The sequence below is a fragment of the Pseudoalteromonas luteoviolacea genome (genome assembly GCF_001696455.1).
Lineage (GTDB): Bacteria > Pseudomonadota > Gammaproteobacteria > Enterobacterales > Alteromonadaceae > Pseudoalteromonas > Pseudoalteromonas luteoviolacea_C.
This window is the reverse complement of the sequence record NZ_MAUJ01000005.1, coordinates 269,396-290,811: the sequence shown is the minus strand read 5'-3', so window position 1 is coordinate 290,811 and position 21,416 is coordinate 269,396. Positions and strand designations below refer to the sequence as shown.

Sequence of the window (21,416 nt, the reverse complement as noted above, 5' to 3'; positions counted from 1 at the left end):
TTTGGTAAGGCTGCGTGTCTCATTCAATCTCTTCTATTTGTATCTTAAGACTATCTGCAATAGGTGACGTATGCCATGCAGTATCTGCTGTGCAGGCAATTCAAAAAGCACACCCACATGCAAAGATCACTTGGGTATTGGGTAAAGTGGAAGCGATGCTATTGGCTGGTTTGCCAGGCGTCGAGTTTGTTATTTTTGATAAAAAGCGGGGTCGGGCGCTTTTAAAGATTTAAAAGCACATTTTAAGGGGCGCAAATTTGATGTACTGCTTCATATGCAAGTGGCATTTAGAGCCAATGTGGCGGCGCTGCAAATTCCCGCAAAAGTTAAAATTGGCTTTGATAAAGGGCGTTCAAAAGAGCTGCATTCTTTATTTGTTAATCAGCGCATTGATCCACAACAAGAACCTCACGTACTAGAGGGCTTTCACAACTTTGCCCGTGCAATTGGTGTTAAAGACAATCAAATTAGTTGGGATATGCCTTATACTGCCGATGATGAATTACAGGCAAAAGCGTTATTAAATGGGCTTGAGAAGATTTTTGTAATATCGCCCGCAGCGAGTAAAAAAGAGCGAAACTGGTTACCTGAACGTTACGCCGCACTCGCTGATTACGCGTCTAAGCAAGGTTTTAGCGTGGTGATTACTGGCGGTCCAACGGAGATGGAGCAGACGCTGAGTGACGCAATCATTGCGCATGCAAATTGTGACATAGTTAGCTTGGTAGGTAAAACGCAGTTAAAGACCCTACTATGCGTACTTAAAGAAGCTAAATTAGTACTGGCGCCGGATACGGGGCCTGCCCATATGGCAGTGACAGTCGGGACGCCAGTAATTGGGTTGTATGCCCATTCAAACCCTAAACGCACCGGTCCTTATCTTTATCAACACTATGTAGTCGAGGTCTATCATCAGAACCTGCTTTCCCAAAAAGGCAAGTCAGCCAAAGAATTCCCTTGGGGAACGCGGGTAAAGGGTGCTGATTTAATGGCACAAATAGAGGTTGAGCAGGTTAAGTCCATGTTCGACAAAGTAGTAAAGCAAGAGCAATTATGAAGTATAAAGCCGTCTTTTTAGATCGTGATGGGGTGATCAACATTGATCATGCCTATGTCCATAAAATTGAAGAGTTTGAGTTTATTGATGGTGTGTTCGAAGCGTGCCAGCGTTTTATCGAGCAAGGCTATAAAATAGTGGTGGTGACCAACCAGTCTGGGATTGGCAGAGGTTATTACGACGAAGCGCAATTTAAGGCTTTAACTGACTGGATGTGTGCACAGTTTTTAGACCACAATGTGAAAATAGATGGCGTGTACTATTGCCCACACCACCCTAAAAAAGCACAACCTGAGTACTTGGTGGACTGCAATTGCCGAAAACCGCACCCAGGCATGTTGTTACAAGCCATTGAAGAGCACAATATTGATCCTACCCAGAGTATTATGGTCGGCGATAAGGGGTCTGATATGGAAGCGGCGACAGCGGCAGGGGTGAAGACTAAGGTGTTAGTGAGATCAGGGCAAAATTTGGACGAAACTGATATGTCTGCTGCTGATTTAGTGTGTGAGTCTCTTTCGGGTGTGCCTGATATTGTACTCAAAGGCGCTTAAAAATTTACAGTAGAACAAAACAAGCTAATCACAATTCGTGCATTTAGCTTGCGAACCTTTTAAAATATACTCAAGTTATGTAATGCATTCATACAACAACTAAGCAATACGCTTGGGTATGACTTTTCATTTGGTGTGTATCCGTTTTTTGTTGATTTACTTTGAACCCTTACGTCTAACGAATTAATGAGTAAGTTCGGGCGGTTAGCCTATTAGCTAGCGACGAAGTGATTTGTTATTTTTAAGGGCGTCAGTGTTACGACAAAGTGATGTGTACACACTCCGTGCAACCAATGGAGACTCTACATGAGAGCAGCGGCATTTTACAGCCAACTTCAACAACAAATAGAAGAAGTAAAAGCTGAAGGTTTATATAAAAAAGAACGTATTATCACTTCACAACAGCAAGCAGAAATTGCTGTTTCAACGGGTGAAAGTGTAATCAATTTTTGTGCAAACAACTATTTGGGTTTAGCAAACCACCCTGAGCTAATTGAAGCTGCGCAACAAGGGCTTTCTGATCACGGTTTTGGCGTTGCCTCAGTACGTTTCATTTGTGGTACGCAAGATATTCATAAGACGTTGGAAGAAAAAATCAGCGCATTCTTAAAAACAGAAGACACGATTCTTTACTCTTCTTGTTTTGACGCGAATGCGGGCCTATTCGAGACAATTTTAGGCCCAGAAGATGCTATCATTTCTGACTCACTTAACCATGCGTCAATCATTGATGGCGTTCGTTTATGTAAAGCGAAACGTTTCCGCTACGCGAACAATGATATGGCTGATTTAGAGCAGCAATTAATTGCAGCGACAGAAGCTGGTGCTAAAACCAAGCTAATCGCGACTGACGGTGTGTTTTCGATGGATGGTGTGATCTGTAACTTGAAAGCAGTGTGTGATCTTGCTGACAAGTATGATGCATTGGTCATGGTCGATGACTCTCACGCAGTTGGATTCGTTGGTGAAAATGGCGCTGGTACGCCTGAGTACTGTGGTGTAATGGACCGTGTTGACATCATTACTGGTACTTTAGGTAAAGCGCTTGGCGGTGCATCTGGTGGTTACACTTCTGGTAAGAAAGAAATCGTTGAGTGGTTACGCCAACGTTCGCGTCCATATTTATTCTCAAACTCCTTGGCTCCGTCTATTGTAACGGCATCTATTCGCGTCTTAGACATGTTGAAAGATGGCAAAGAGCTTCGTGAAAAGTTATGGGAAAATGCGGCGTATTTCCGTAGTGAGATGGAAGCTGCTGGCTTCACTTGCGCAGGTAAAGACCATGCAATTATTCCGGTCATGCTGGGAGACGCAAAAGTTGCGGCAGAAATGTCAGACAGATTGCTCGCTGAAGGCATCTACGTTATCGGTTTCTCTTTCCCTGTTGTACCAAAAGGTCAAGCACGTATTCGTACTCAGATCTCTGCTGCGCACACTAAAGAGCAGCTCGATAAAGCAATTGCTGCATTTATCCGCATTGGTAAAGATTTAGGTGTGATTTAATAGCTAGGTGCCTGTTTGGCACCTACTTTCTAACGAGTGAATATTATGAAAGCATTATCCAAGTTGAAAGCTGAAGAAGGGATCTGGATGACCGATGTGCCAAAACCAGAAATGGGGCACAATGATCTGCTTATTAAGATCCGCAAAACAGCGATCTGTGGTACGGATGTCCATATTTACAAATGGGATGAGTGGTCGCAAAACACGATACCTACACCAATGGTTGTAGGCCACGAATATGTGGGTGAAATCGTAGATATGGGACAAGAGGTGCGTGGTTTCTCTATCGGAGATCGTGTATCTGGTGAAGGTCATATCACTTGTGGACACTGCCGAAACTGCCGTGGTGGGCGTGTACATTTATGTCGTAATACCATAGGTGTTGGTGTAAATAGGGAAGGTTCTTTCGCTGAATACCTTGTTATTCCAGCTTATAACGCATTTAAAATTCCTGATAATATCTCCGATGAATTAGCTTCTATCTTTGACCCATTCGGCAATGCGGTTCATACAGCACTGTCATTTGATCTAGTAGGTGAAGACGTATTAATCACAGGTGCTGGCCCAATTGGTATAATGGCTGCGGCAGTCGCTAAACATGTTGGTGCACGTCATGTCGTGATCACCGATGTGAATGAGTACCGTCTAGACCTAGCAAGAAAAATGGGGGCAACCAAAGCGGTCAACGTAGCGAATGAAAAGCTGGAAGACGTCATGCAAGAGCTAGGGATGACAGAAGGCTTTGACGTTGGTTTAGAGATGTCAGGCGTGCCTGTTGCGTTTAATAGCATGTTGAATAACATGAACCACGGTGGAAAAATCGCTATGCTAGGTATTCCTCCGAGTGATATGGCGGTTGACTGGAATCAGGTTATTTTCAAAGGTCTGGTCATCAAAGGTATCTATGGCCGAGAAATGTTTGAGACTTGGTATAAAATGGCCAGCTTAATTCAATCAGGCCTAAACCTAGAGCCAATTATTACACATCAATTCCATGTTGATGATTTCCAAGAAGGCTTCGATACAATGATTTCTGGCCAATCTGGAAAAGTGATTTTAAACTGGGCACAGTAAGCTTGTAAAAATCGAACACTCAAGTGTTTTATTGCGGCTAATTGATGATAGGTTAGCCGCATTCATAAAGGCTTTTTTAAAGAGAGTAAGATGTCTTTTAAACATATCACTATTGAACAAACCCATGAAATGATGTCTCGCGAGGATGTCGTCATTGCAGATATTAGAGATCCAAACTCTTTTGCAGCAGGCCATATTCCAGGTTCTGAGCATTTATCCAATGACAATCTTGCACACTTTATGCAAGAAAAAGAATTTGAACAACCGATCATCATAGTTTGTTACCACGGTATAAGCTCACAAAATGCAGCAAATTACTTGGTTGAGCAGGGCTTTGAAGATGTATATAGCATGGATGGCGGGTTTACGCAGTGGGAACAATCTCTGCCAAGTAGTATAGAAAAATGAAGTGTCTAGGCTCCTTTTCTGACCCAAGAGCGGTGCAAGGAGCTGCCGACTACCTAAGAACGCGAGGAATTCACTGTCAGCTTCACAGTGAAGATGGACGAGTTGTCACGGTATGGGTAAAAGAGCAAGACTACGCATTGGCTGAACCATATTGGCGTGAATTTATCTCTGACCCTTACAGCAATAAGTACGGTCAGGCTTCATGGCAAGTGGGGTCGACGCAAAACCCTTTAAAATATGAAGGCACTCAACTCAACCTTTTCTCACGTTTTATACGCCTCAACTGGTTGTTGCAGTCTGTCGCCATTGTAAGCGTTTTAATATTTGTCAGTTTTTTTATCTATGACGCTACTAGCATTTTCAATGCACTTAAATTTAATTCAGATAAACCATTAACTTGGATTACACCTGCCTTTGTTCATTTTGGGATTATTCACCTGCTATTTAATCTAAGTTGGTGGCTATATTTAGGGAATCAAATAGTCCTAAGAACCCACTTTTATACATTAGCGGGGCTATTTATTTCGAGTGCGCTGATTAGCAACTGGGCACAATTTCTGTTCGTTGATGCTGATTTTGGTGGGCTAAGTGGAGTGGTGTATGCGCAGCTGGGGTTTTGCTGGGTCTATTCTGCACTCAATACTGACGAAGATCCTATATTGTCTAAACCCATTATCGGTTTCATGTTGATATGGATGGTCTTAGGTTTCGCCGATGTACTGTTTATAAGTATGGCCAACTGGGCACACTTATTTGGGCTTCTCTCGGGAGTATGCGTGGCGCTGATATATACAAAACTTAGTGATAGAGATACTTTGTAAACAACACTTCTCTGATGATTTCTTGACCGGTTTCATCTTTTAAAAGAGATTTCAATTTCGCAGCACACCTTTGCCTGATTTCTTCTCGACCAGTGAGAGACTTAATCGTTTCTTCTGGTTCTTTACTTAATATTTGAACAATAGCATCTCTCAACAAGGGAGTATGGTGCTCTACGACCGCAATATTTGAAATATCATCTAGCATAAGGTCGATAGTGACCCTGACGTAGCCTAATTTCTTGTTGGACTGGCCGATATAATTGGTGATGATATCTGGCTCAAAACCATAATAACCAACAGTTGACTCAGCTTTAAGCTTAAAACTCAAGGTGCTTACCAATAATGCGATTAACAATAAATGAAAACGAACCATAATTGCCTAAAAAAGTAACCAAATATCAATAATAAGCTTAGTTTATACTTAAATCCAAAACATGAACAGCGGGCAATATGATAATCACAAACTTTTTTGCATTGCTAAGCTTTGGTATCATGGCGGCGATTTTGTCTTTATTGAATAATTGCATTGTTAAAAAATCCTATTTCCCTAGATTATCAGTGGTGTGGCATCAACCAACTGAATGAAAAAGCACCCATATGGTTGTACAATAGATTGGTGGAGCAGGGGTCTCTGACCGCGCTATTAAAAAGCCAATGTACCAATTTTTCTGTACAAGTGTTGGGCGAGACGCTAATGAGGCCACCTTCAAATATAGCCAAGCTGTTGGGTGATACCTATGACCACAGCCTATGCAGAGAAGTACTTTTGTTGTGTGATGGCAAACCACATGTTTATGCTCAAAGTTGGATCACTGTCGAAGCCAATGAGTTGGGTTTGAGCAACATGGGAAGTAAGCCTTTGGGAGAACGGTTGTTTCAAGAGTCGGATTGGCAACGTGGTGAACTCGAGGTATGCCATATTCAATGTTCACAAAGTCGTAAACAGTTGGCAGAACTATTTTGTGCACCTGCTGTGCCTTTTTTTGCTAGGCGAAGTATATTCACGAATCAAAATGCTAAAGTTTTGGTATGTGAAATATTCAACAATGGAATTGAATAAATGAAAAGTGCCGTTTTGCAGTTATCAAATTACCCTGAATACAAGCAACTTATGCGGCTAGACAAGCCCATAGGTACATTTTTACTATTGTGGCCAACAATGTGGAGCTTATGGCTAGCTTCAAATGGCACACCTAGCTTATTACATATATTTGTATTTTCCATGGGCACTTTTTTGATGCGAAGTGCGGGATGTGTGATTAACGACTACGCAGATCGAAAGGTTGATGGGGCAGTAAAACGCACAGCAATGAGGCCTTTGGCAAGAGGAGCTGTTTCATCAAAAGAAGCGCTGTATTTATTTTTTGTGTTGGTGCTTGCAGCATTTTTACTGGTTTTGTTGTTAAATTGGCAAACGATTGTGCTGTCTATTGGCGGTGTAATTTTGGCTGCTATGTATCCTTTTATGAAACGGTACACGCATTTGCCGCAGGTTGTACTTGGGGCCGCTTTTAGTTGGGGGATCCCCATGTCTTTCATGGCTGCCTCCGGTGAGGTGCCTATGGTGGCTTGGTATCTATTTGTGGCTAATTTATTGTGGACTGTTGCTTACGATACAATGTATGCCATGGTCGATAGAGATGATGACCTTAAAATTGGAATAAAGTCTACAGCAATTCTATTTGGGAAGTGGGACAGACATATTATTGCACTTTTAAACCTAGGGTTTATGTTAATAATGGCCTATATTGCAATGGTTTATAATTTAGGCGTCGGTTTTTGGTTGGCTTTTGGTGTGGCATGCATTGCGCTGGGATATTTACAAAGAGAAATCACTACACGCGACAGAGATGCATGTTTTAAAGCTTTTCTAAATAATAATTATGTTGGTTTGATTATATTTGTGGGTGTGCTGTTAGGCTGATAACGCTGCCCACATCACAACTAGGATGTGGGCTACGTGCGTCAAGTATAAGAAAAATTAAGAATGCACTGGCGCACTATTCATTTGTAATTGACCAGCAGTCTTTTCAATCAATTTAAGCAAGCTGCTGACATGGCTATTGCCACTAATTTGATGGTTGGTATTAATAACCAACTGCTCATGACTGTCATCTTTATTAGTCTTTAACAGCGCTAACTCAGGATCTTGTGCAATTGTCTTCGAGTGTTCAATGCTTGCAATGGCAAAACTTTGACTACACTTCAAACCATCAATAACTTGGCTTATGTTGCCTATTTTAACGCTTGTTGACTTATTTAGGCCTTCGACAGCTTCATTAAGCATACTCTGTACTTGCTTAGATTGAGAAAAACAGCCGTACATAGGGTACTGAGATAGCTCTGTTCTACGAATGCAATCTTGTGAAGCCAGAGGGTGCATTTTAGAAACAAACAGAATAAGTTGATCAGGTAAATGAATATCACTTATTAAGCTAGTCGCAGAAGAAAGATAAACACTGATATCAACTTCACCAAGCTGCACCTTTCTTGTTAACTCATGTTCGTCCAAAAGCTGCATCTCAATTTTCACATTGGGGTAATCAGCTAAGAATTTACCGCATGACATCGGCACAATTTCACTGGCGTTGGCTGTATAGCCCACGATAAGCTTTTGTTGGTCTCGGCCAAACAAGCTCTGCTTAATCGTATTTTTAGTTACGTCAAGCTCACTTAGCGTGGTTTTACAGTAGTTTAAAAACAGCTCTCCCTGTTCAGTTAATTTCACTGATCGTGTGGAGCGTTTAACAAGCTCACACCCAATTTCGTCTTCCAGAGTTTGTATACTTCTAGTCAACGCAGAAGTACTGATCTGGGTTTGTTCGGCAGCTTGTCTGAAATGACGAAGGTTGCCAAGAGCAACAAACTGCTCAAGTTGTTCAAATCTCATTTGAAATTCCTTTTATTTCAACAAAAATGCAATCATAACGTTGATTTCCTAATACTAATACAGATTAAGGAAACATCCAAGTGAATTTTTTACATTTCGCTTACAAAGTTTTAGTCGGGATGGTTATCCCTAATTAAAATGAATTGTTCCAGATTATTTATAAACAAATCAACTAATTTGGGATCAAATTGCTTGGATTTTTGAGATTTAATCTCAGAAATAACCTTTTCCAACGGCCAAGCTGTTTTATAGCATCTTTTGCTTCCGAGTGCGTCAAAAACATCAGCCAAAGCAGTGATTCTGCCTACTATGTCGATATTCTCGCCACTTAACCCTTGTGGGTAACCACTACCGTCCCACTTCTCATGGTGCTGATGGGCAATTGTTGCGCCACATTGTAAAATTTCATTCGTAGAATTTTTCAATATCTCATACCCTAACTGAGCGTGTGTTTGCATTAATTCCCATTCGTCACTGGTAAGTTTTCCTGGTTTATTAAGAATAACATCTGGAATACCTATTTTGCCGATGTCATGCAAAGGAGAAGCCATTTTAATAATTTCAGCTTGATAGCTATTAATACCAGAAAGCTCGGCCAGTAATTTGCTGTACATCGCGACACGCTTAACATGAGACCCGGTTTCTTTTGAACGCTTTTCTACAGCCTCACCCAAAATATATGAAAGTTCTCGTTGCGATTCTTTCACTGTTTCTCGTAGTTTTATATTGTCGTGGGCAAGCGCAATATTGTTTGCAAAGAACTCTAAAAGTTGGCAGTCAGTGCTACGTAGAGAGCTTTTTTTGCTCACATAAAGCATCGTCTCTAAGCCGCCTTTTGAGGTAAAATAGCCGACATATTCATTGCAAGACTTGCAAGAAGTTTTTCTGTTATGTGTTTCAATAAAAAGGTTTTTGACATTTGTGGGTATTTTTTCTGAACTGGGCTCTACGCCTTCCCCTGATGCCGCCAATAACTTAAATTGTGAACCAGAGTCGGTTTGCCTGTTGGTTGCCGCAGCACAGTATATTTCAGAATCTGATAAGCCTAACACCTGAGAAACATGATCGAGTATGGTAGAAGCAAAGTCTTGTACATTATCACACTCTAGAAAACTCGAAGAGGCTGCAATAATACGCTCAAGCCCTTTTTTGTGTAGCTCAATGGTCTGTAAGTCCCGATGAGAACGAAGTGCAGAATAGAGAAGCGTTTTTAGTTTGACGGCAGTCAGCTCAGTTTTATTTTTGTAGTCATTGATATCGTAGTCTCTAATGACAGATTCTTCTGGGGCTTCTCCTGGTTGTCCCGTTCTCAAAATTAATCGAATATCATGGTTAGCAATATCATTGCGAATGAACTTGATTAAGTCTAAACCTGCGTGATTGTTTTCCATAACAACATCGATTAAGCCTACGGATATTGAGTTATCACCCTCTAAAATTTCCATGGCTTGCTGTGCGGAATAAGCATGATGAAATCTTAATGACTTCTCTTCAAATCTGAAATCGGAAAGAACTAGTTTGGTAACCTGATGGATATCTTCCTCATCGTCTACGACTAGTACTTCCCAGAAGGCATCCTCTTTCGGAATACTTGCTTCTTCACTTAGTTGTTCATTTGAAAAAAGAAAACCACTCACAAACGGCCCGCCTTTTACTGTTGTTATTGTCAGTATAGTCAGGCCAAGACGAGATGCTTACTCTTGCATTGGCTTTTTTTCAATATTATTGAGTTCTATTTCAATTGCGTCGCATGAAATATGGATTTCATATAGGGAAAGCATGAGCGAAGCGATGAGGCAACATAAACTCGCACCAAACAGCACAATACCAAGTAAGTTCACTTCTATAAACAGTGCAAACATGGATAGGGTGCAGAGTAAAAACGAAAAGACGCCCCAAACTTGCATCAGCCTAATTAGCTTGATGCGCTTTTTTAAATTATTGATTTGTTGCACGACTAATGAGCGCAAGGTGTCTCCCTCTCGAGCGTTTAATTCTCGAATCAATTGAGCAAGTACTAAAAACCGATTGGTATATGCAAGTAAAAGTAAAGAAATAGCAGGAAAAAGTAATCCCGGTGTTGTGAGAGTCATAGAGCTCTTCCGATTTACACACTACAATATTGTTTATGATAGCAAAATTAGACTTGGACGCTATGGGAAACGAATTAGACACTTGGTGTTGCTTGTTTAGCACAGACAATGTAATCGAAGCGCACTTAGTCAATGGCTTGCTAAACCAAGCAAGAATAACGACTAAAATTCAGGGGGAAGCATTGAGTTCTTCGCTGGGTGAATTGCCCTTTGCTAATAATGCAATAAAGATCCTTGTACCAGCGATAAAGTTGCCCCTTGGTGAAGAAATATTGGTAAACTACCACCAGTCAAAATCAAATGAAGATTGGCAGTGTCCAAATTGTAATGAGCAAAATGGTGCGGCATTTCAATGTTGTTGGCATTGCGGAAGTGAATATGAACAAAGCAAATAACTTTCAGCGGATAAGAGAACTCAATTATCTACAAAAAGCCGTTCTTGCAGCTGCTATTTTGGAGCGTATGACACCAAACTACGGGCTTTTTAGTGAAGCAACGGGTTTTGGTGAAGAGCAAGTATTCAAAAACGCATTAAATTTATGTTGGGAAAAGCTGCTTTTACCAAAAAGTAAAATTAGTCTTGAAAAACAAATAGAAAAAATTGAGCCAAACGTACCTGAGCTGTCAGACTTCGATATGTTTGGTACTTACCCTGCGATTGATGTATCGACGGCATTACTTGGGTTTATTCAGGGGTTAATGACTAAAGATGACTCAGAGTTTGTCAACGTGGCAAAAATTTCTCAGGCGACTGTTGCAAGATACATAGAGTTTTTGCTGATGTCGGAGGATATTACCCCAGACAATAAGTTAGTGCGGGAGCATCCTTTGATGCAGTACGAGATTGACGTGCTTTCAGAATTAATTGACTTTGTAGAAGGGATGGGGAGAATCACTTCCGAATCAATTAAGCAGCTTAAAGCACAAGCTGTGAGTGACGGGCAGACCAATATCGGTCTGGCTATTGAATCAGCGTAAGTAGTATATAAAGTAGTGGAGAACAAGGTTGCGTATTTTAGGTATTGAATCTTCCTGTGATGAAACCGGCATAGCCATTTATGATGATGAACAAGGTTTATTGGCACATCAGCTGTACAGTCAGGTAAAAGTGCATGCTGATTACGGTGGTGTAGTACCTGAGCTAGCATCTCGAGATCATGTTAGAAAAACCATTCCATTAATCGAAGCCGCGTTTGAGCAAGCGAACTGTGGTCCAGAGTCATTAGATGGGATTGCATATACCGCTGGACCTGGATTAGTGGGTGCTTTGCTGGTAGGGACTTCGATTGGCCGCTCATTGGCATTTGGTTGGAATATCCCTGCTGTCGCTGTGCATCATATGGAAGGGCACTTACTTGCTCCTATGCTTGAAGAAGATAAGCCAGAGTTTCCGTTTGTTGCTTTGTTGGTGTCTGGCGGACATACCATGATGGTAAAGGTTGCGGGTATTGGTGAATATGAAATCTTAGGTGAATCTGTGGATGATGCTGCGGGCGAGGCGTTTGATAAGACAGCCAAGTTGTTGGGCTTGGATTATCCAGGCGGCCCTTTACTGGCGAAGTTAGCGACACAAGGTACACCTGACAGGTTTGTTTTCCCCAGGCCCATGACAGACCGACCTGGGCTTGACTTTAGCTTCAGTGGTTTGAAAACAGCAGCAGCCAATACGATAAAAAATGAAGGTAGCGATGAGCAAACTAAAGCTGACATTGCCCATGCTTTTCAAACTGCCGTCATTGATACGTTAGCAATTAAATGCAAGCGAGCATTAAAGCAAACTGGCATTAAACGTTTAGTCATTGCCGGTGGTGTGAGTGCAAATGTTGAATTGAGAGGAAAACTAGAGCGAATGATGCAGGGAATGCAAGGTCGAGTTTATTATCCTCGAACTGAATTCTGCACAGACAACGGTGCGATGATTGCGTTTGCCGGTATGCAACGACTTAAAGCAGGGCAGGTTGCGCCGTTAGACATGAAAACTCAGCCGCGTTGGCCTTTGGATAGTCTGCCGCCACTGACTTAACTTGTCTTATCCTCACTTTTTTTCCCGACTCTAGGTTCTTTGCCTTGTAAGAGCCTAGAGATATTTGCTCTATGTCGAAATATGATCAATATCGTTAAAAAGCCTACAGGTAATGTATATTGCGGCTTAATAAGCCAAGTATATAACGGCGCTGCGGCAACGGTGACAATCGCGGCTAGTGATGAAAATCGAAAAGCCCATAAAACCAATAACCACGTCAAAATTAACAAACCAGCCAGTGGCAATCCAATGGGTAACAGTGCACCAAATGCGGTGGCTACAGCTTTTCCACCATTGAAATGAAAAAAGATTGGGTAAATATGCCCAAGGCAGGCACTCACTGCGACCGCACCTAACCATATCGGTTCAATATTTAGAAAATATGCACCCCAAACAGGAATTGTGCCCTTCAAAACATCAAAAACAAGCACGAGTGCGGCAGGAAGCTTGCCACCAAGCCTAAGAACATTAGTTGCGCCTGGGTTATTTGAGCCTGAAAAGCGAGGATCAGGCAATGAAAAAAGCCTAGAGATTAATATCGCTGAGGAAATTGAACCAAATAAATAAGCACAAACACACATTAAAATGACTAACACAAGCTTCCTTATTTTTTCTTGCTTTAATTTGGGCTATGATCGCGACTCTTTTATACGGCTATAAATATTGAGCCGACCTGTTTTAGTCATGCTAGGAGTATACATGGACAAGGTCTATATCTCGCAATTGCACGTCGAGACCATAATAGGAGTTTACGACTTTGAGAAAGAAAGTAAACAAAGCCTTTATTTTGACATTGAAATGTCTACAGATATTACCCAAGCAGCCAAGACGGATGACATTAATCTCGCTGTAGATTATGCCAAAGTGAGTGAGCGAGTGATTGAACTATCAACTTCTTGCCAAGTTGAGCTACTCGAAACTTTACTGGAGCGTTTAGCTGACATGATTCTAACCGAATTTTCTGTCAGTGATGTTAAAATAAAAGTGAGTAAACCTGCTGCTGTTGCACAAGCCCAAACAGTGGGTATTGAGATCTTACGGATAAAAAACTAATGGCAGAAATTTACATCAGCATTGGCTCTAATGTGGACAGAGAGCGACATTTCAAGAATGGGTTGACCGCTTTAATTGAGCACTTTCCCGACTATGTGCATTCTAATGTATACGAGAGCGAACCCGTTGGGTTTAGTGGCAGAAACTTTTTTAACTCGGTATTTGCAGCAAAAACAACAAAAAGCGTTGAGCAAGTTTGCCAGATATTAAAGCAAATCGAACAAGATAATGGCCGTACGAGAAGCGATAAAAAATTCAGCCCTCGAACATTAGACCTCGATCTCTTGATGTACGATGGCATGATTTGCGATAAACCGGCCCAACTGCCAAGAGATGAAATTACCAAAAACGCTTTTGTGTTATTGCCTTTATCTGAAGTGGCGGCGGAAGTCGTGCACCCAGTTGTGGGTGAGAAAATAAATGCAATTTGGCAAAATTATCACAACCCTTCTCAAAAACTATGGAAAGTGGAGCTGTAAAATAAATGAGTATTATTGAAATAATTGTATTGGCCTTAATTCAGGGGTTAACTGAGTTCTTGCCAATTTCTAGCTCAGCACATTTGATTCTGCCTTCACAAGTACTTGGCTGGCAAGATCAAGGGTTGGCATTTGACGTGGCAGTGCACGTAGGTACATTGTTTGCTGTCGTGATTTACTTCAGAAAAGAGGTGAGTGAAATCTTAGCTGCGTGGTTTAAGTCATTTGGTAGTCAGGGGACGACCGAAGACAGCAAGCTTGGCTGGTTTATTTTGTTAGCAACATTGCCATCTTTAGTCATCGGGTACTTTGCAAAAGACTTTGTAGAAGAGTATTCACGCAATGCTTGGATCATTGCAGGCACAACAATTGGCTTCGGTTTATTACTTTGGTATGCGGACAAAACGGCTAAGCAAGTAAAAACCATTTATCAGGTAAATTGGTTTATGGCGCTTTGCATAGGCTTGTCTCAGGTTATTGCGATGGTTTTGCCAGGTACGTCTCGTTCAGGTATTACGATGACGATTGGGTTAATGATGGGGTTAAATAAGCAAAGCGCTGCAAGGTTTTCATTTTTGATGTCAATTCCTGTTATTGCTGCAGCGGGTAGTTACTTAACTTATAAGTTAATCTCTGAAGGTACAGAGTTTAATGCCACGGATATTGTTACAGGAGCCGTACTCTCATTTTTTGCAGCGTACGCCTGTATTCACTTTTTCCTAAAAGTGATTGAAAGAATGGGCATGTTGCCATTTGTCATTTATCGTCTTGCTTTAGGTGGCTTCTTGGTTATCTTCTTGTCAATGTAATCCAAGTGTCGCGGGAGGTATTTATACTCCCGCGTTGCATCATACTCAAAGGCACCGCTCATACAAAACAACATCGACATTCCCAAGAGGGTCTTGATGTAGTTTGGATTCTTTGTAGGTCAGACCGATTTTTTCCATTATTTTGATTGACCCCAAATTGTCTGGCAACGCAATGGCAGTCAGTGTGTCACAAACACGACTTTGTATGAGAGATTCACTCACTTGAAGTGCGGCTTCTGAAGCAAGTCCTTTGCCCCAGTGAGGTTGCATAAATCGCCAGCCTATCTCTAGATTGTTATCTGTTCTTTGCGCAGTAAAAAAATCCATCGGGCGCACTAATACCCAACCGATAAATTCATTGTGAGGTTTTAAAAAACAGCCCCATAATCCCCACCCCTTTTGCTGGTTAGTAAATTGACGCAGACGCGGGATAAAGAAGTTGTCAATGTCATCTAAGGTGTTTGGTTTGCCACCGTTTATATAGCGCATCACTTCTGGGTCTTGATCCAATGCAAATAGCAAATTACGGTCTGCTGGCGTCAGTAGGCGGTAGGTTAACCGCGAAGTAGCACTGATTTTCATGGTATTCAATTTATCCTTTTATTGTGAGACTTGATACAATGCCCCGTCGTTTATTATCGGAGGTTATTTTGAGCAACTCTGTACTGGCTCTTCGTGCGCAACAAATTGCTGAATCTAAAAGAGAGTTTAAAGCCCGAGGGTCTAAACTTGCCCGCTGTGAAACCTGCTTATTAGCTGAGTCACTGTGTATATGTGACGGCGTGAAACAGGCTGAATGTAGCAGCGCGGTGTGCTTGATAATGTATCACAACGAAAGTTTCAAGCCATCTAACACAGGGCGACTTATTGCTGATATTGTACCTGACAATTACGCTTTCAGGTGGGATAGAACAGAGCCTGATAAAGTATTACTTGCGTTATTGTCTAACGAGCAGTACCAACCCATTATTGTTTTCCCTGAAGAAAATGTAGAACCGCACAGAGTAATCAAAAAAGTAACCCGTGAAAGTGGGAAGACGCCTTTGTATATCTTTTTAGATGGAACATGGCGAGAAGCGAAAAAAATGTTCCGGAAAAGCCCTTACCTAGATGCACTGCCTGTCTTGTCAATTTCGCCCCAAAGCCTGTCTAATTACAAGCTTCGCGTTGCACCACACGAACATCAACTCGGCACAGCTGAGGTGGCTTGTGTCGTATTTGATGAAAATGGCGAGGCCGAAGCAGCTGCGCATTTAACACAACATTTTACCGATTTTAGAGATGCATACTTAAAGGGAAAAAGAAGTAAACTTAATGACTGAATGCCTTCAAACGAAGATAGCGCGACTCTTTCGAGCCGCGCTTGACGGAATCTTCTAAATAGCATCCTGCTATGTTGATTTGATCAACTCCTTACACATTTCCATACAACTCGCTTGGCGTTTTGGTTCTGCAAGTTCACGTGCATCCCGCACTTTTCCACTTGGGCCATCCAAGCCCCGTCCATTATTGCCTCAGCTTTTCCATAAGCCAAATTCCTTCGCTTAGATCCTTTTTTGGGCAATCCATATCCCTTCCTAAATCCCTAACATCCTAACTTCCTGTATATCAACTTCCTTACTTAAATGCTTGCTTCCTACAAACACATCATAATCCAAGTTCCATACTCCAAGTGGGGACCTAGTTCCTTATTTAGCCATTCACATCCGTTTTCCTTGCTTTGCCTCTCCCCTAGAGACAAATTAAGTATATGCTGAGTCCTTGGAATTGAACATTAAGTTGAAGTTCATAAAAAACAGACTATGTTCTATTGTGATATTAAAAATTATTAAATAACAAAGAGTTTCTAAAAAGTAGGCGATAATATCAGCGGTATCTTCATAGATATCCACTTACAGAGTGAGAGATATCGCACACAAAAATTGTCTTAATGCGACAATAATCTCTTTGGCACACCAATTAGTGGGCTGTAATTTATTCACAATCGCGTTAGAATTGCCTGAGAATAATAATTGTTTGGATTTGGAGTCCTCATGAAACGAGCTATTGCCACATTATTAACTGCTGTGACCTGCTTGCCCGCATTCGCTGCAGATGAAGTAAATATCTATTCTTTCCGCCAGCCTTTTTTAATTCAACCAATTTTGGATGACTTCACTAAGCAGACAGGTATTAAAACGAAAGTGGTGTTTGCTAAAAAAGGGTTGATTGAGCGTGTAAAAAGAGAAGGCAAACACTCTCGTGCAGATCTAGTTCTGACTTCGAATTTCAGCGCAATGATCCAGTTAGAAGATTTAGGGTTAACACAAGCAATTGACAGTAAAACGGTAGAGTCCAACATCCCGTCTGCATTTAGAGACCCAGAAGGTCAATGGGTTGCCTTGACTAAGCGGGTACGTAACGTGTACTCATCAAAGTCTCGTTTAGGTAAGCTTGACGCGTTGAGTTACGAAGAACTCGCTGATCCTAAGTTTAAAGGCAAAATATGCACGCGCTCCGGTAAACATCCCTATAATCTAGGATTAGTTGCTTCGATGATCGCGCACCACGGTGAAGCAGAAACTAAGCAATGGCTAGTTGGTGTCAAGAATAACTTAGCACGTAAGCCTCAAGGTAATGACCGTGCTCAAGTGAAAGCAGTAAAAGAAGGCTTATGTGATGTTGCGTTAGGCAATAGTTATTATTTCGGTAAGATGATGACAGATGCCAAACAAAAGTCTTGGGCAGAATCTGTATATATCAACTTCCCTAACCAACAGAACCGAGGTTCGCACTTAAATGTGTCTGGTGTAGTATTAACAAAGTATGCAAAAAATAAAGAAAATGCCTTGAAACTCATAGAGTTTATGACGGACAATAAGGCGCAAAATATGTATGCATCGACGAATATGGAGTACCCAGTTAAGCCGGGCGTCGAATTATCTAAAATGGTGGCTTCTTGGGGAGCGTTTAAGGAAGACAGCTTGCCACTGGCCGAAATTAGCAAATACCGTCCATTAGCGTTAAAGCTAATTGATGAGGTAAAATTTGACCTTTAATGCAACTAAAAAATAATCTGTCTCAATGGCAGCTAACTGCGTGGGTGATAGGCATTTGCCTGTCGACCCCGCTCGCATTTTTAATAATTGAGTCTTTGCAAGGAGAATCTGAAGTATTCTCCCACCTTTGGAATACCGTACTGTGGGACTACATTAGTAACACAGTATGGCTAATCGCAGGGGTTTTACTACTAAGTGCTTTAATAGCACTACCACTTGGTTGGTTGACTGCCTACTGTCATTTTCCTGGAAAACGCGTGTTTGAATGGGCACTCATGCTGCCGTTAGCAATGCCAACTTACATCATTGCTTATGTGTACACCGATCTTTTAGATTATGCCGGCCCTGTGCAAATCCAATTGCGAGAATGGTTTAATTGGACCAGTCCCGACGATTACTGGTTTTTTGATATTCGTACATTACCAGGTGCAATTGTGATGATAGCACTCGTATTGTATCCGTACCTTTATTTAATCTTTAAAACGGCATTGAGGGAACAGTCATTTAAATTGGTTCAAGCTAGCCAGTTGATGGGGTTATCGCCATTTCAAAGTTTTTTAAGAGTTAGTCTGCCTTTGTCGCGAGGAGCGATAGTTGCGGCGCTAGCCCTGATCAGTATGGAAACCATGGCCGACTTTGCGACCGTCCATTACTTCGCAGTAAGTACACTAACGACAGCGGTTTATGATACTTGGCTCGGGTACTACTCTTTAACGGCGGCCGCTAAAATCTCTGGCATTATGCTGCTGTTTTTATTTATTGCACTCACACTGGAAAAAATGAGCCGTAAGAATCAGGTTGTACATGAACGTCAAAGCAGCGTCAACGACACCTGCTTGTATGAACTCAGTGGCAAAGCAGGGTGGGTGGCAACGATATTTTGTAGTTTAGTACTTATTGTCGCGTTCTTTATTCCTGTGGGGATACTGTTTAGTTATGCGGTCGACTATTTTGACCAAGCATGGAATGACGAGTTTTTTACCTATGCATGGCAAAGTTTAAAAATCAGCGCTTATGTGAGTGTGATCGCAATTTTGTTCAGTATTTTAGTGGTGTTTTATCAGCGTATCGGAACACAAAAATCCAAAAGCTTGCCTGGTAAGGTCTCCAGCATGGGATATGCTTTACCGGGAACTGTATTGGCGATAGCTGTGCTCCTGCCGCTGACATTATTCGATGACTATCTGAATCGCTGGTTTAGTGGAACGGGCTTTGAGCCGGGTTTATTGCTAAGTGGCACTATTTTCGCGATGGTTTTTGCCTATGTAGTGCGTTTTTATGCAATTGCGCATGGCGCTGTGGAGGCTAGTTTTGTGAGGATCAGCCCAAGCATTGATATGGCCAGTGCCTCTTTAGGTAAAAATAATCTACAAACCCTGAGCCGAGTGCATGTTCCACTTTTAAAGCGTGGGATACTGACAGCTGGTCTATTGGTATTTATTGAATGTATGAAAGAGCTCCCCGCGGCGTTATTACTTCGCCCTTTTAACTTTGAGACTTTGGCAACACATGTTTTTCAGTTTGTCAGTGATGAACAGTTAGAGCTTGCATCAATATCTGCGTTGTTTATCGTGCTAGTTGGGTTAATACCATTGTATTTAGTAAATCGCTCTATGGAGCAACAAAAGTAATGTACAGTTTATCTATTGAATCCTTGCAATATAGTTATGATGGCCACGTCGTCATTGATAATTTAGATCTAGACGTCAAAGAAAATGAAATAGTTTGCCTGCTAGGTTCGAGTGGTTGTGGCAAAACAACAACTTTAAAAGCCATTGCTGGGCTCTTAAAACCACAAAGCGGTGCTATTCGCATTGGTTCAAAGTGCGTTAACAGCGACGGTACATTTGTGCCACCACAAAATAGAAATGTAGGTATGATGTTTCAAGATTATGCCTTGTTCCCCCATTTGACGGTCTCTCAGAATATTGCCTTTGGACTTGCCAAGCTAGGTCGTGCGGAAAAACAAGCTCGCGTTGACGAAATGCTTGAACTGGTGCGCTTAAGTGATTTTGGGAAACGCTACCCTCACGAATTATCAGGCGGCCAGCAACAGCGTGTAGCAATCGCCAGAGCATTGGCATACAAGCCCAACTTGTTGTTATTAGATGAGCCTTTTTCAAACATTGATGCGCAAGTACGTTTTCAATTAATAAGTGATATTCGCAGTATTATTAAAGACCAAAAAGTATCTGCCATTTTTGTCAGTCACTCTAAGGATGAAGCGTTTGCATTTTCTGATCGATTAGCCATTATGCATGAAGGTAAGATTGAGCAACTGGGCTGCCCGACCGAGTTGTTTCAAACGCCCAAAAGTAAAATCGTTGCCGAGTTTTTAGGGCAAGGAGTCTATTTAGACGCAAGAGCGTCTGGCAATGATAGCTTTCAGACAAACTTTGGATTGGTAAACTCGTTAACTGAGCAATCTAAACCGCAAGAGCAGGGAAAAATATTTGTTCGCCCCAGTAACATTGAGTTATTCAATGCTGATACCGGTGAGATAAAAGTCAATCAGGAGCGTTTTGTCGGTACTGAGTACCTGTATGCGGTAGAGTTACAAGGGCAGCAGCTGGAAATTGCTAAGCCGGCAGATAAACCACTGGATTTGTCTAAACCTATCTCTTTAAAAATTAAGCCTCATGCGGTAAATTTCTTTTCTTAGAGTCAATTATAAATAGGGAAAGGCGATGGCCCAGCCGCAATCTGGAGTATGTGCAGAAGCTAATTTGCACGGTTTACACTTGTTCTTCAATGTACTTGAAGGCCAAGATGAGGCTGTTAGATCTGCGCTGGCGCAAGTTGGTCGGCTTCAAGACGAGCTCAGCGATCGCTTTTCAGAGTCGATGTTAAGTAGCTTCGTCGCTGTGGGGGCACAATATTGGCCGCATATTTACCCTGAATTTATTCCCCCAGAATTAAAAAGTTTTCCGCATATCAAATCAGCAGATCATCTCATCCATAGTCAGCCGTTTGACCTGCTATATGTGATCCGCTCAGACCGAGAAGATGTAAACCATTTATTTGCCCAAAGTGTCATTCATATGCTCTCTGGAAGTGTAGAGCTAGTTGCCCATGTGCGTGGGTTCCGGTTTTTAGACGGGCGAAACTTTAATGGCTTTATTTATGGCAGTGAGACGCCTCATGGTCGTTTTAAAAGGAAAGTGGCACTGGTAGATAATCCCGACGGACTCGACCATCAAGGTAGTTATATTCATATTCAACGGGTGAAATTTGATTTGGCACGTTGGCAACAGTTAGCCGTTGCTGACCAAGAAGCCCTCATGGGCAGAACGCGATTAGATAATAAGCTAATTGAGCCTAAAGTGGCATTTAGTCATGCAAGCCGAGTAGAAATTAAAGACGCAGATGGTTTGGTGTTACTACTCGATCAAAGCATGCCCTTTGGTGATGTGTTTGAGCAGGGAAGTATTAGCTTAAGTTGTTCAGCACATGGCAATGCTTTTGAAACGGTGTTGATGAGCCGCTTTGGACTGTTGTCGGGTCAAGAGTGTTACGACCCATTATTGGATTATTCCGAGGCAGATATGGGGGCCGCTTTCTTTGCGCCATCAATACAGTTTTTACATCAGATGGCGCAGAATATGGAAAGCTAA

The 21,416-nt window shown here is 41.8% G+C and carries 24 protein-coding genes and 1 pseudogene; 19 read left to right on the top strand and 6 right to left on the bottom strand.

Annotated elements, in window-relative coordinates:
• The first annotated feature begins 14 nt into the window (after positions 1-14).
• The 6 genes and pseudogenes from A7985_RS16360 to glpG all read left to right on the top strand — a co-directional run bounded on the left by A7985_RS16360 (position 15) and on the right by glpG (position 5,417).
• Positions 15-1,057: pseudogene (locus A7985_RS16360) on the top strand (glycosyltransferase family 9 protein).
• Positions 1,054-1,611: a D-glycero-beta-D-manno-heptose 1,7-bisphosphate 7-phosphatase gene (gene gmhB, locus A7985_RS16355; RefSeq protein ID WP_065791486.1), complete on the top strand. Its 558-nt coding sequence runs from the start codon at positions 1,054-1,056 to the stop codon at positions 1,609-1,611. The pseudogene A7985_RS16360 and the gene gmhB overlap by 4 nt, the downstream one beginning before the upstream one ends.
• Before the next feature lie 306 nt (positions 1,612-1,917).
• Positions 1,918-3,114 carry a glycine C-acetyltransferase gene (locus A7985_RS16350; protein ID WP_065791485.1) on the top strand — a complete coding sequence of 399 codons (1,197 nt, stop codon included), beginning with the start codon at positions 1,918-1,920 and terminating at the stop codon, positions 3,112-3,114.
• 45 nt (positions 3,115-3,159) lie between these two features.
• On the top strand, positions 3,160-4,188 hold the full coding sequence (gene tdh / locus A7985_RS16345) for an L-threonine 3-dehydrogenase (protein WP_065791484.1): 1,029 nt from the start codon (positions 3,160-3,162) through the stop codon (positions 4,186-4,188).
• 90 nt (positions 4,189-4,278) lie between these two features.
• A complete protein-coding gene (glpE, locus tag A7985_RS16340) occupies positions 4,279-4,596 on the top strand; it encodes a thiosulfate sulfurtransferase GlpE (RefSeq protein WP_065791483.1) in 318 nt (105 codons plus the stop codon).
• The gene (glpG, locus tag A7985_RS16335; protein WP_065791482.1) at positions 4,593-5,417 is read left to right on the top strand and encodes a rhomboid family intramembrane serine protease GlpG; all 825 of its coding nucleotides are present in this window, start codon (positions 4,593-4,595) and stop codon (positions 5,415-5,417) included. Before glpE ends, glpG begins: the two co-directional genes overlap by 4 nt.
• Here the strand turns inward: glpG and A7985_RS16330 are convergent.
• Positions 5,395-5,790 carry a flagellar basal body-associated protein FliL gene (locus tag A7985_RS16330; protein WP_063376598.1) on the bottom strand — a complete coding sequence of 132 codons (396 nt, stop codon included), beginning with the start codon at positions 5,788-5,790 and terminating at the stop codon, positions 5,395-5,397. The genes glpG and A7985_RS16330 overlap by 23 nt on opposite strands.
• A 153-nt stretch (positions 5,791-5,943) precedes the next feature.
• Between A7985_RS16330 and A7985_RS16325 the strand changes: the two genes are divergently transcribed.
• Both A7985_RS16325 and ubiA read left to right on the top strand, forming a co-directional pair.
• Positions 5,944-6,477: a chorismate--pyruvate lyase family protein gene (locus A7985_RS16325; protein WP_065791481.1), complete on the top strand. Its 534-nt coding sequence runs from the start codon at positions 5,944-5,946 to the stop codon at positions 6,475-6,477.
• Positions 6,478-7,341: a 4-hydroxybenzoate octaprenyltransferase gene (ubiA, locus tag A7985_RS16320; protein WP_065791480.1), complete on the top strand. Its 864-nt coding sequence runs from the start codon at positions 6,478-6,480 to the stop codon at positions 7,339-7,341. It begins immediately after the preceding gene.
• Between the two features lie 57 nt (positions 7,342-7,398).
• Here the strand turns inward: ubiA and A7985_RS16315 are convergent, their stop codons facing one another.
• The 3 genes from A7985_RS16315 to A7985_RS16305 form a co-directional block, all read right to left on the bottom strand.
• On the bottom strand, positions 7,399-8,307 hold the full coding sequence (locus A7985_RS16315) for a LysR family transcriptional regulator (protein WP_065791479.1): 909 nt from the start codon (positions 8,305-8,307) through the stop codon (positions 7,399-7,401).
• 110 nt (positions 8,308-8,417) lie between these two features.
• On the bottom strand, positions 8,418-9,944 hold the full coding sequence (locus A7985_RS16310; RefSeq protein ID WP_065791478.1) for a DUF3369 domain-containing protein: 1,527 nt from the start codon (positions 9,942-9,944) through the stop codon (positions 8,418-8,420).
• A gap of 57 nt (positions 9,945-10,001) precedes the next feature.
• The gene (locus tag A7985_RS16305; protein WP_063373126.1) at positions 10,002-10,400 is read right to left on the bottom strand and encodes a DUF2721 domain-containing protein; all 399 of its coding nucleotides are present in this window, start codon (positions 10,398-10,400) and stop codon (positions 10,002-10,004) included.
• Positions 10,401-10,435: 35 nt separating this feature from the next.
• Between A7985_RS16305 and A7985_RS16300 the strand changes: the two genes are divergently transcribed.
• From A7985_RS16300 to tsaD, 3 genes are read left to right on the top strand one after another with little or no spacing between them, the layout of a single operon-like run.
• Positions 10,436-10,795, top strand: a complete 360-nt coding sequence (locus A7985_RS16300; protein WP_247684865.1) for a putative signal transducing protein — start codon at positions 10,436-10,438, stop codon at positions 10,793-10,795.
• The gene (locus A7985_RS16295) at positions 10,779-11,378 is read left to right on the top strand and encodes a YjaG family protein (protein ID WP_065791477.1); all 600 of its coding nucleotides are present in this window, start codon (positions 10,779-10,781) and stop codon (positions 11,376-11,378) included. The genes A7985_RS16300 and A7985_RS16295 overlap by 17 nt, the downstream gene beginning before the upstream one ends.
• A 28-nt stretch (positions 11,379-11,406) precedes the next feature.
• Entirely contained in the window at positions 11,407-12,423 is a 1,017-nt protein-coding gene (tsaD, locus tag A7985_RS16290; RefSeq protein WP_065791476.1) for a tRNA (adenosine(37)-N6)-threonylcarbamoyltransferase complex transferase subunit TsaD, read from the top strand.
• Here tsaD and plsY read toward each other — a convergent pair.
• The gene (gene plsY, locus A7985_RS16285) at positions 12,420-13,019 is read right to left on the bottom strand and encodes a glycerol-3-phosphate 1-O-acyltransferase PlsY (RefSeq protein WP_141685387.1); all 600 of its coding nucleotides are present in this window, start codon (positions 13,017-13,019) and stop codon (positions 12,420-12,422) included. The genes tsaD and plsY overlap by 4 nt on opposite strands.
• A 103-nt stretch (positions 13,020-13,122) precedes the next feature.
• Between plsY and folB the strand changes: the two genes are divergently transcribed.
• The 3 genes from folB to A7985_RS16270 are packed head-to-tail and all read left to right on the top strand — an operon-like array spanning position 13,123 to position 14,764.
• Positions 13,123-13,476: a dihydroneopterin aldolase gene (folB, locus tag A7985_RS16280; RefSeq protein WP_065791474.1), complete on the top strand. Its 354-nt coding sequence runs from the start codon at positions 13,123-13,125 to the stop codon at positions 13,474-13,476.
• Positions 13,476-13,955, top strand: coding sequence for a 2-amino-4-hydroxy-6-hydroxymethyldihydropteridine diphosphokinase (gene folK, locus A7985_RS16275; protein WP_065791473.1), 480 nt, complete (start codon positions 13,476-13,478; stop codon positions 13,953-13,955). The genes folB and folK overlap by 1 nt, the downstream gene beginning before the upstream one ends.
• A 5-nt stretch (positions 13,956-13,960) precedes the next feature.
• The gene (locus A7985_RS16270) at positions 13,961-14,764 is read left to right on the top strand and encodes an undecaprenyl-diphosphate phosphatase (protein WP_065791472.1); all 804 of its coding nucleotides are present in this window, start codon (positions 13,961-13,963) and stop codon (positions 14,762-14,764) included.
• Between the two features lie 45 nt (positions 14,765-14,809).
• Here A7985_RS16270 and A7985_RS16265 read toward each other — a convergent pair whose 3' ends face one another.
• Positions 14,810-15,346, bottom strand: a complete 537-nt coding sequence (locus A7985_RS16265; protein ID WP_065791471.1) for a GNAT family N-acetyltransferase — start codon at positions 15,344-15,346, stop codon at positions 14,810-14,812.
• Between the two features lie 68 nt (positions 15,347-15,414).
• Here A7985_RS16265 and A7985_RS16260 point away from each other — a divergent pair, with 68 nt between their 5' ends.
• From A7985_RS16260 to A7985_RS16240, 5 genes are all read left to right on the top strand, one after another.
• Positions 15,415-16,086 (top strand): tRNA-uridine aminocarboxypropyltransferase, encoded by a 672-nt coding sequence (locus tag A7985_RS16260; RefSeq protein ID WP_065791470.1) that lies wholly within the window; start codon positions 15,415-15,417, stop codon positions 16,084-16,086.
• A 711-nt stretch (positions 16,087-16,797) separates the two neighbouring features.
• The gene (locus A7985_RS16255; protein ID WP_065791469.1) at positions 16,798-17,802 is read left to right on the top strand and encodes a Fe(3+) ABC transporter substrate-binding protein; all 1,005 of its coding nucleotides are present in this window, start codon (positions 16,798-16,800) and stop codon (positions 17,800-17,802) included.
• On the top strand, positions 17,802-19,433 hold the full coding sequence (locus A7985_RS16250; protein ID WP_065791468.1) for an ABC transporter permease: 1,632 nt from the start codon (positions 17,802-17,804) through the stop codon (positions 19,431-19,433). Before A7985_RS16255 ends, A7985_RS16250 begins: the two co-directional genes overlap by 1 nt.
• Positions 19,433-20,464: an ABC transporter ATP-binding protein gene (locus tag A7985_RS16245; RefSeq protein WP_065791467.1), complete on the top strand. Its 1,032-nt coding sequence runs from the start codon at positions 19,433-19,435 to the stop codon at positions 20,462-20,464. Before A7985_RS16250 ends, A7985_RS16245 begins: the two co-directional genes overlap by 1 nt.
• A gap of 25 nt (positions 20,465-20,489) precedes the next feature.
• Positions 20,490-21,416, top strand: a complete 927-nt coding sequence (locus A7985_RS16240; RefSeq protein ID WP_065791466.1) for a Dyp-type peroxidase — start codon at positions 20,490-20,492, stop codon at positions 21,414-21,416.

What these genes read in the sequence shown, in the direction of transcription:
- A7985_RS16240 (WP_065791466.1), top strand. Translation starts at nt 20,490, where the DNA reads ATGGCCCAGCCGCAATCTGGAGTATGTGCAGAAGCTAATTTGCACGGT.
- A7985_RS16300 (WP_247684865.1), top strand. Translation starts at nt 10,436, where the DNA reads ATGATAGCAAAATTAGACTTGGACGCTATGGGAAACGAATTAGACACT.
- A7985_RS16255 (WP_065791469.1), top strand. Translation starts at nt 16,798, where the DNA reads ATGAAACGAGCTATTGCCACATTATTAACTGCTGTGACCTGCTTGCCC.
- A7985_RS16270 (WP_065791472.1), top strand. Translation starts at nt 13,961, where the DNA reads ATGAGTATTATTGAAATAATTGTATTGGCCTTAATTCAGGGGTTAACT.
- tdh (WP_065791484.1), top strand. Translation starts at nt 3,160, where the DNA reads ATGAAAGCATTATCCAAGTTGAAAGCTGAAGAAGGGATCTGGATGACC.
- A7985_RS16350 (WP_065791485.1), top strand. Translation starts at nt 1,918, where the DNA reads ATGAGAGCAGCGGCATTTTACAGCCAACTTCAACAACAAATAGAAGAA.
- A7985_RS16315 (WP_065791479.1), bottom strand. Translation starts at nt 8,307, where the DNA reads ATGAGATTTGAACAACTTGAGCAGTTTGTTGCTCTTGGCAACCTTCGT.
- A7985_RS16330 (WP_063376598.1), bottom strand. Translation starts at nt 5,790, where the DNA reads ATGGTTCGTTTTCATTTATTGTTAATCGCATTATTGGTAAGCACCTTG.
- glpG (WP_065791482.1), top strand. Translation starts at nt 4,593, where the DNA reads ATGAAGTGTCTAGGCTCCTTTTCTGACCCAAGAGCGGTGCAAGGAGCT.
- ubiA (WP_065791480.1), top strand. Translation starts at nt 6,478, where the DNA reads ATGAAAAGTGCCGTTTTGCAGTTATCAAATTACCCTGAATACAAGCAA.
- folB (WP_065791474.1), top strand. Translation starts at nt 13,123, where the DNA reads ATGGACAAGGTCTATATCTCGCAATTGCACGTCGAGACCATAATAGGA.
- A7985_RS16250 (WP_065791468.1), top strand. Translation starts at nt 17,802, where the DNA reads ATGCAACTAAAAAATAATCTGTCTCAATGGCAGCTAACTGCGTGGGTG.
- A7985_RS16305 (WP_063373126.1), bottom strand. Translation starts at nt 10,400, where the DNA reads ATGACTCTCACAACACCGGGATTACTTTTTCCTGCTATTTCTTTACTT.
- folK (WP_065791473.1), top strand. Translation starts at nt 13,476, where the DNA reads ATGGCAGAAATTTACATCAGCATTGGCTCTAATGTGGACAGAGAGCGA.
- glpE (WP_065791483.1), top strand. Translation starts at nt 4,279, where the DNA reads ATGTCTTTTAAACATATCACTATTGAACAAACCCATGAAATGATGTCT.
- A7985_RS16295 (WP_065791477.1), top strand. Translation starts at nt 10,779, where the DNA reads ATGAACAAAGCAAATAACTTTCAGCGGATAAGAGAACTCAATTATCTA.
- A7985_RS16245 (WP_065791467.1), top strand. Translation starts at nt 19,433, where the DNA reads ATGTACAGTTTATCTATTGAATCCTTGCAATATAGTTATGATGGCCAC.
- gmhB (WP_065791486.1), top strand. Translation starts at nt 1,054, where the DNA reads ATGAAGTATAAAGCCGTCTTTTTAGATCGTGATGGGGTGATCAACATT.
- A7985_RS16265 (WP_065791471.1), bottom strand. Translation starts at nt 15,346, where the DNA reads ATGAAAATCAGTGCTACTTCGCGGTTAACCTACCGCCTACTGACGCCA.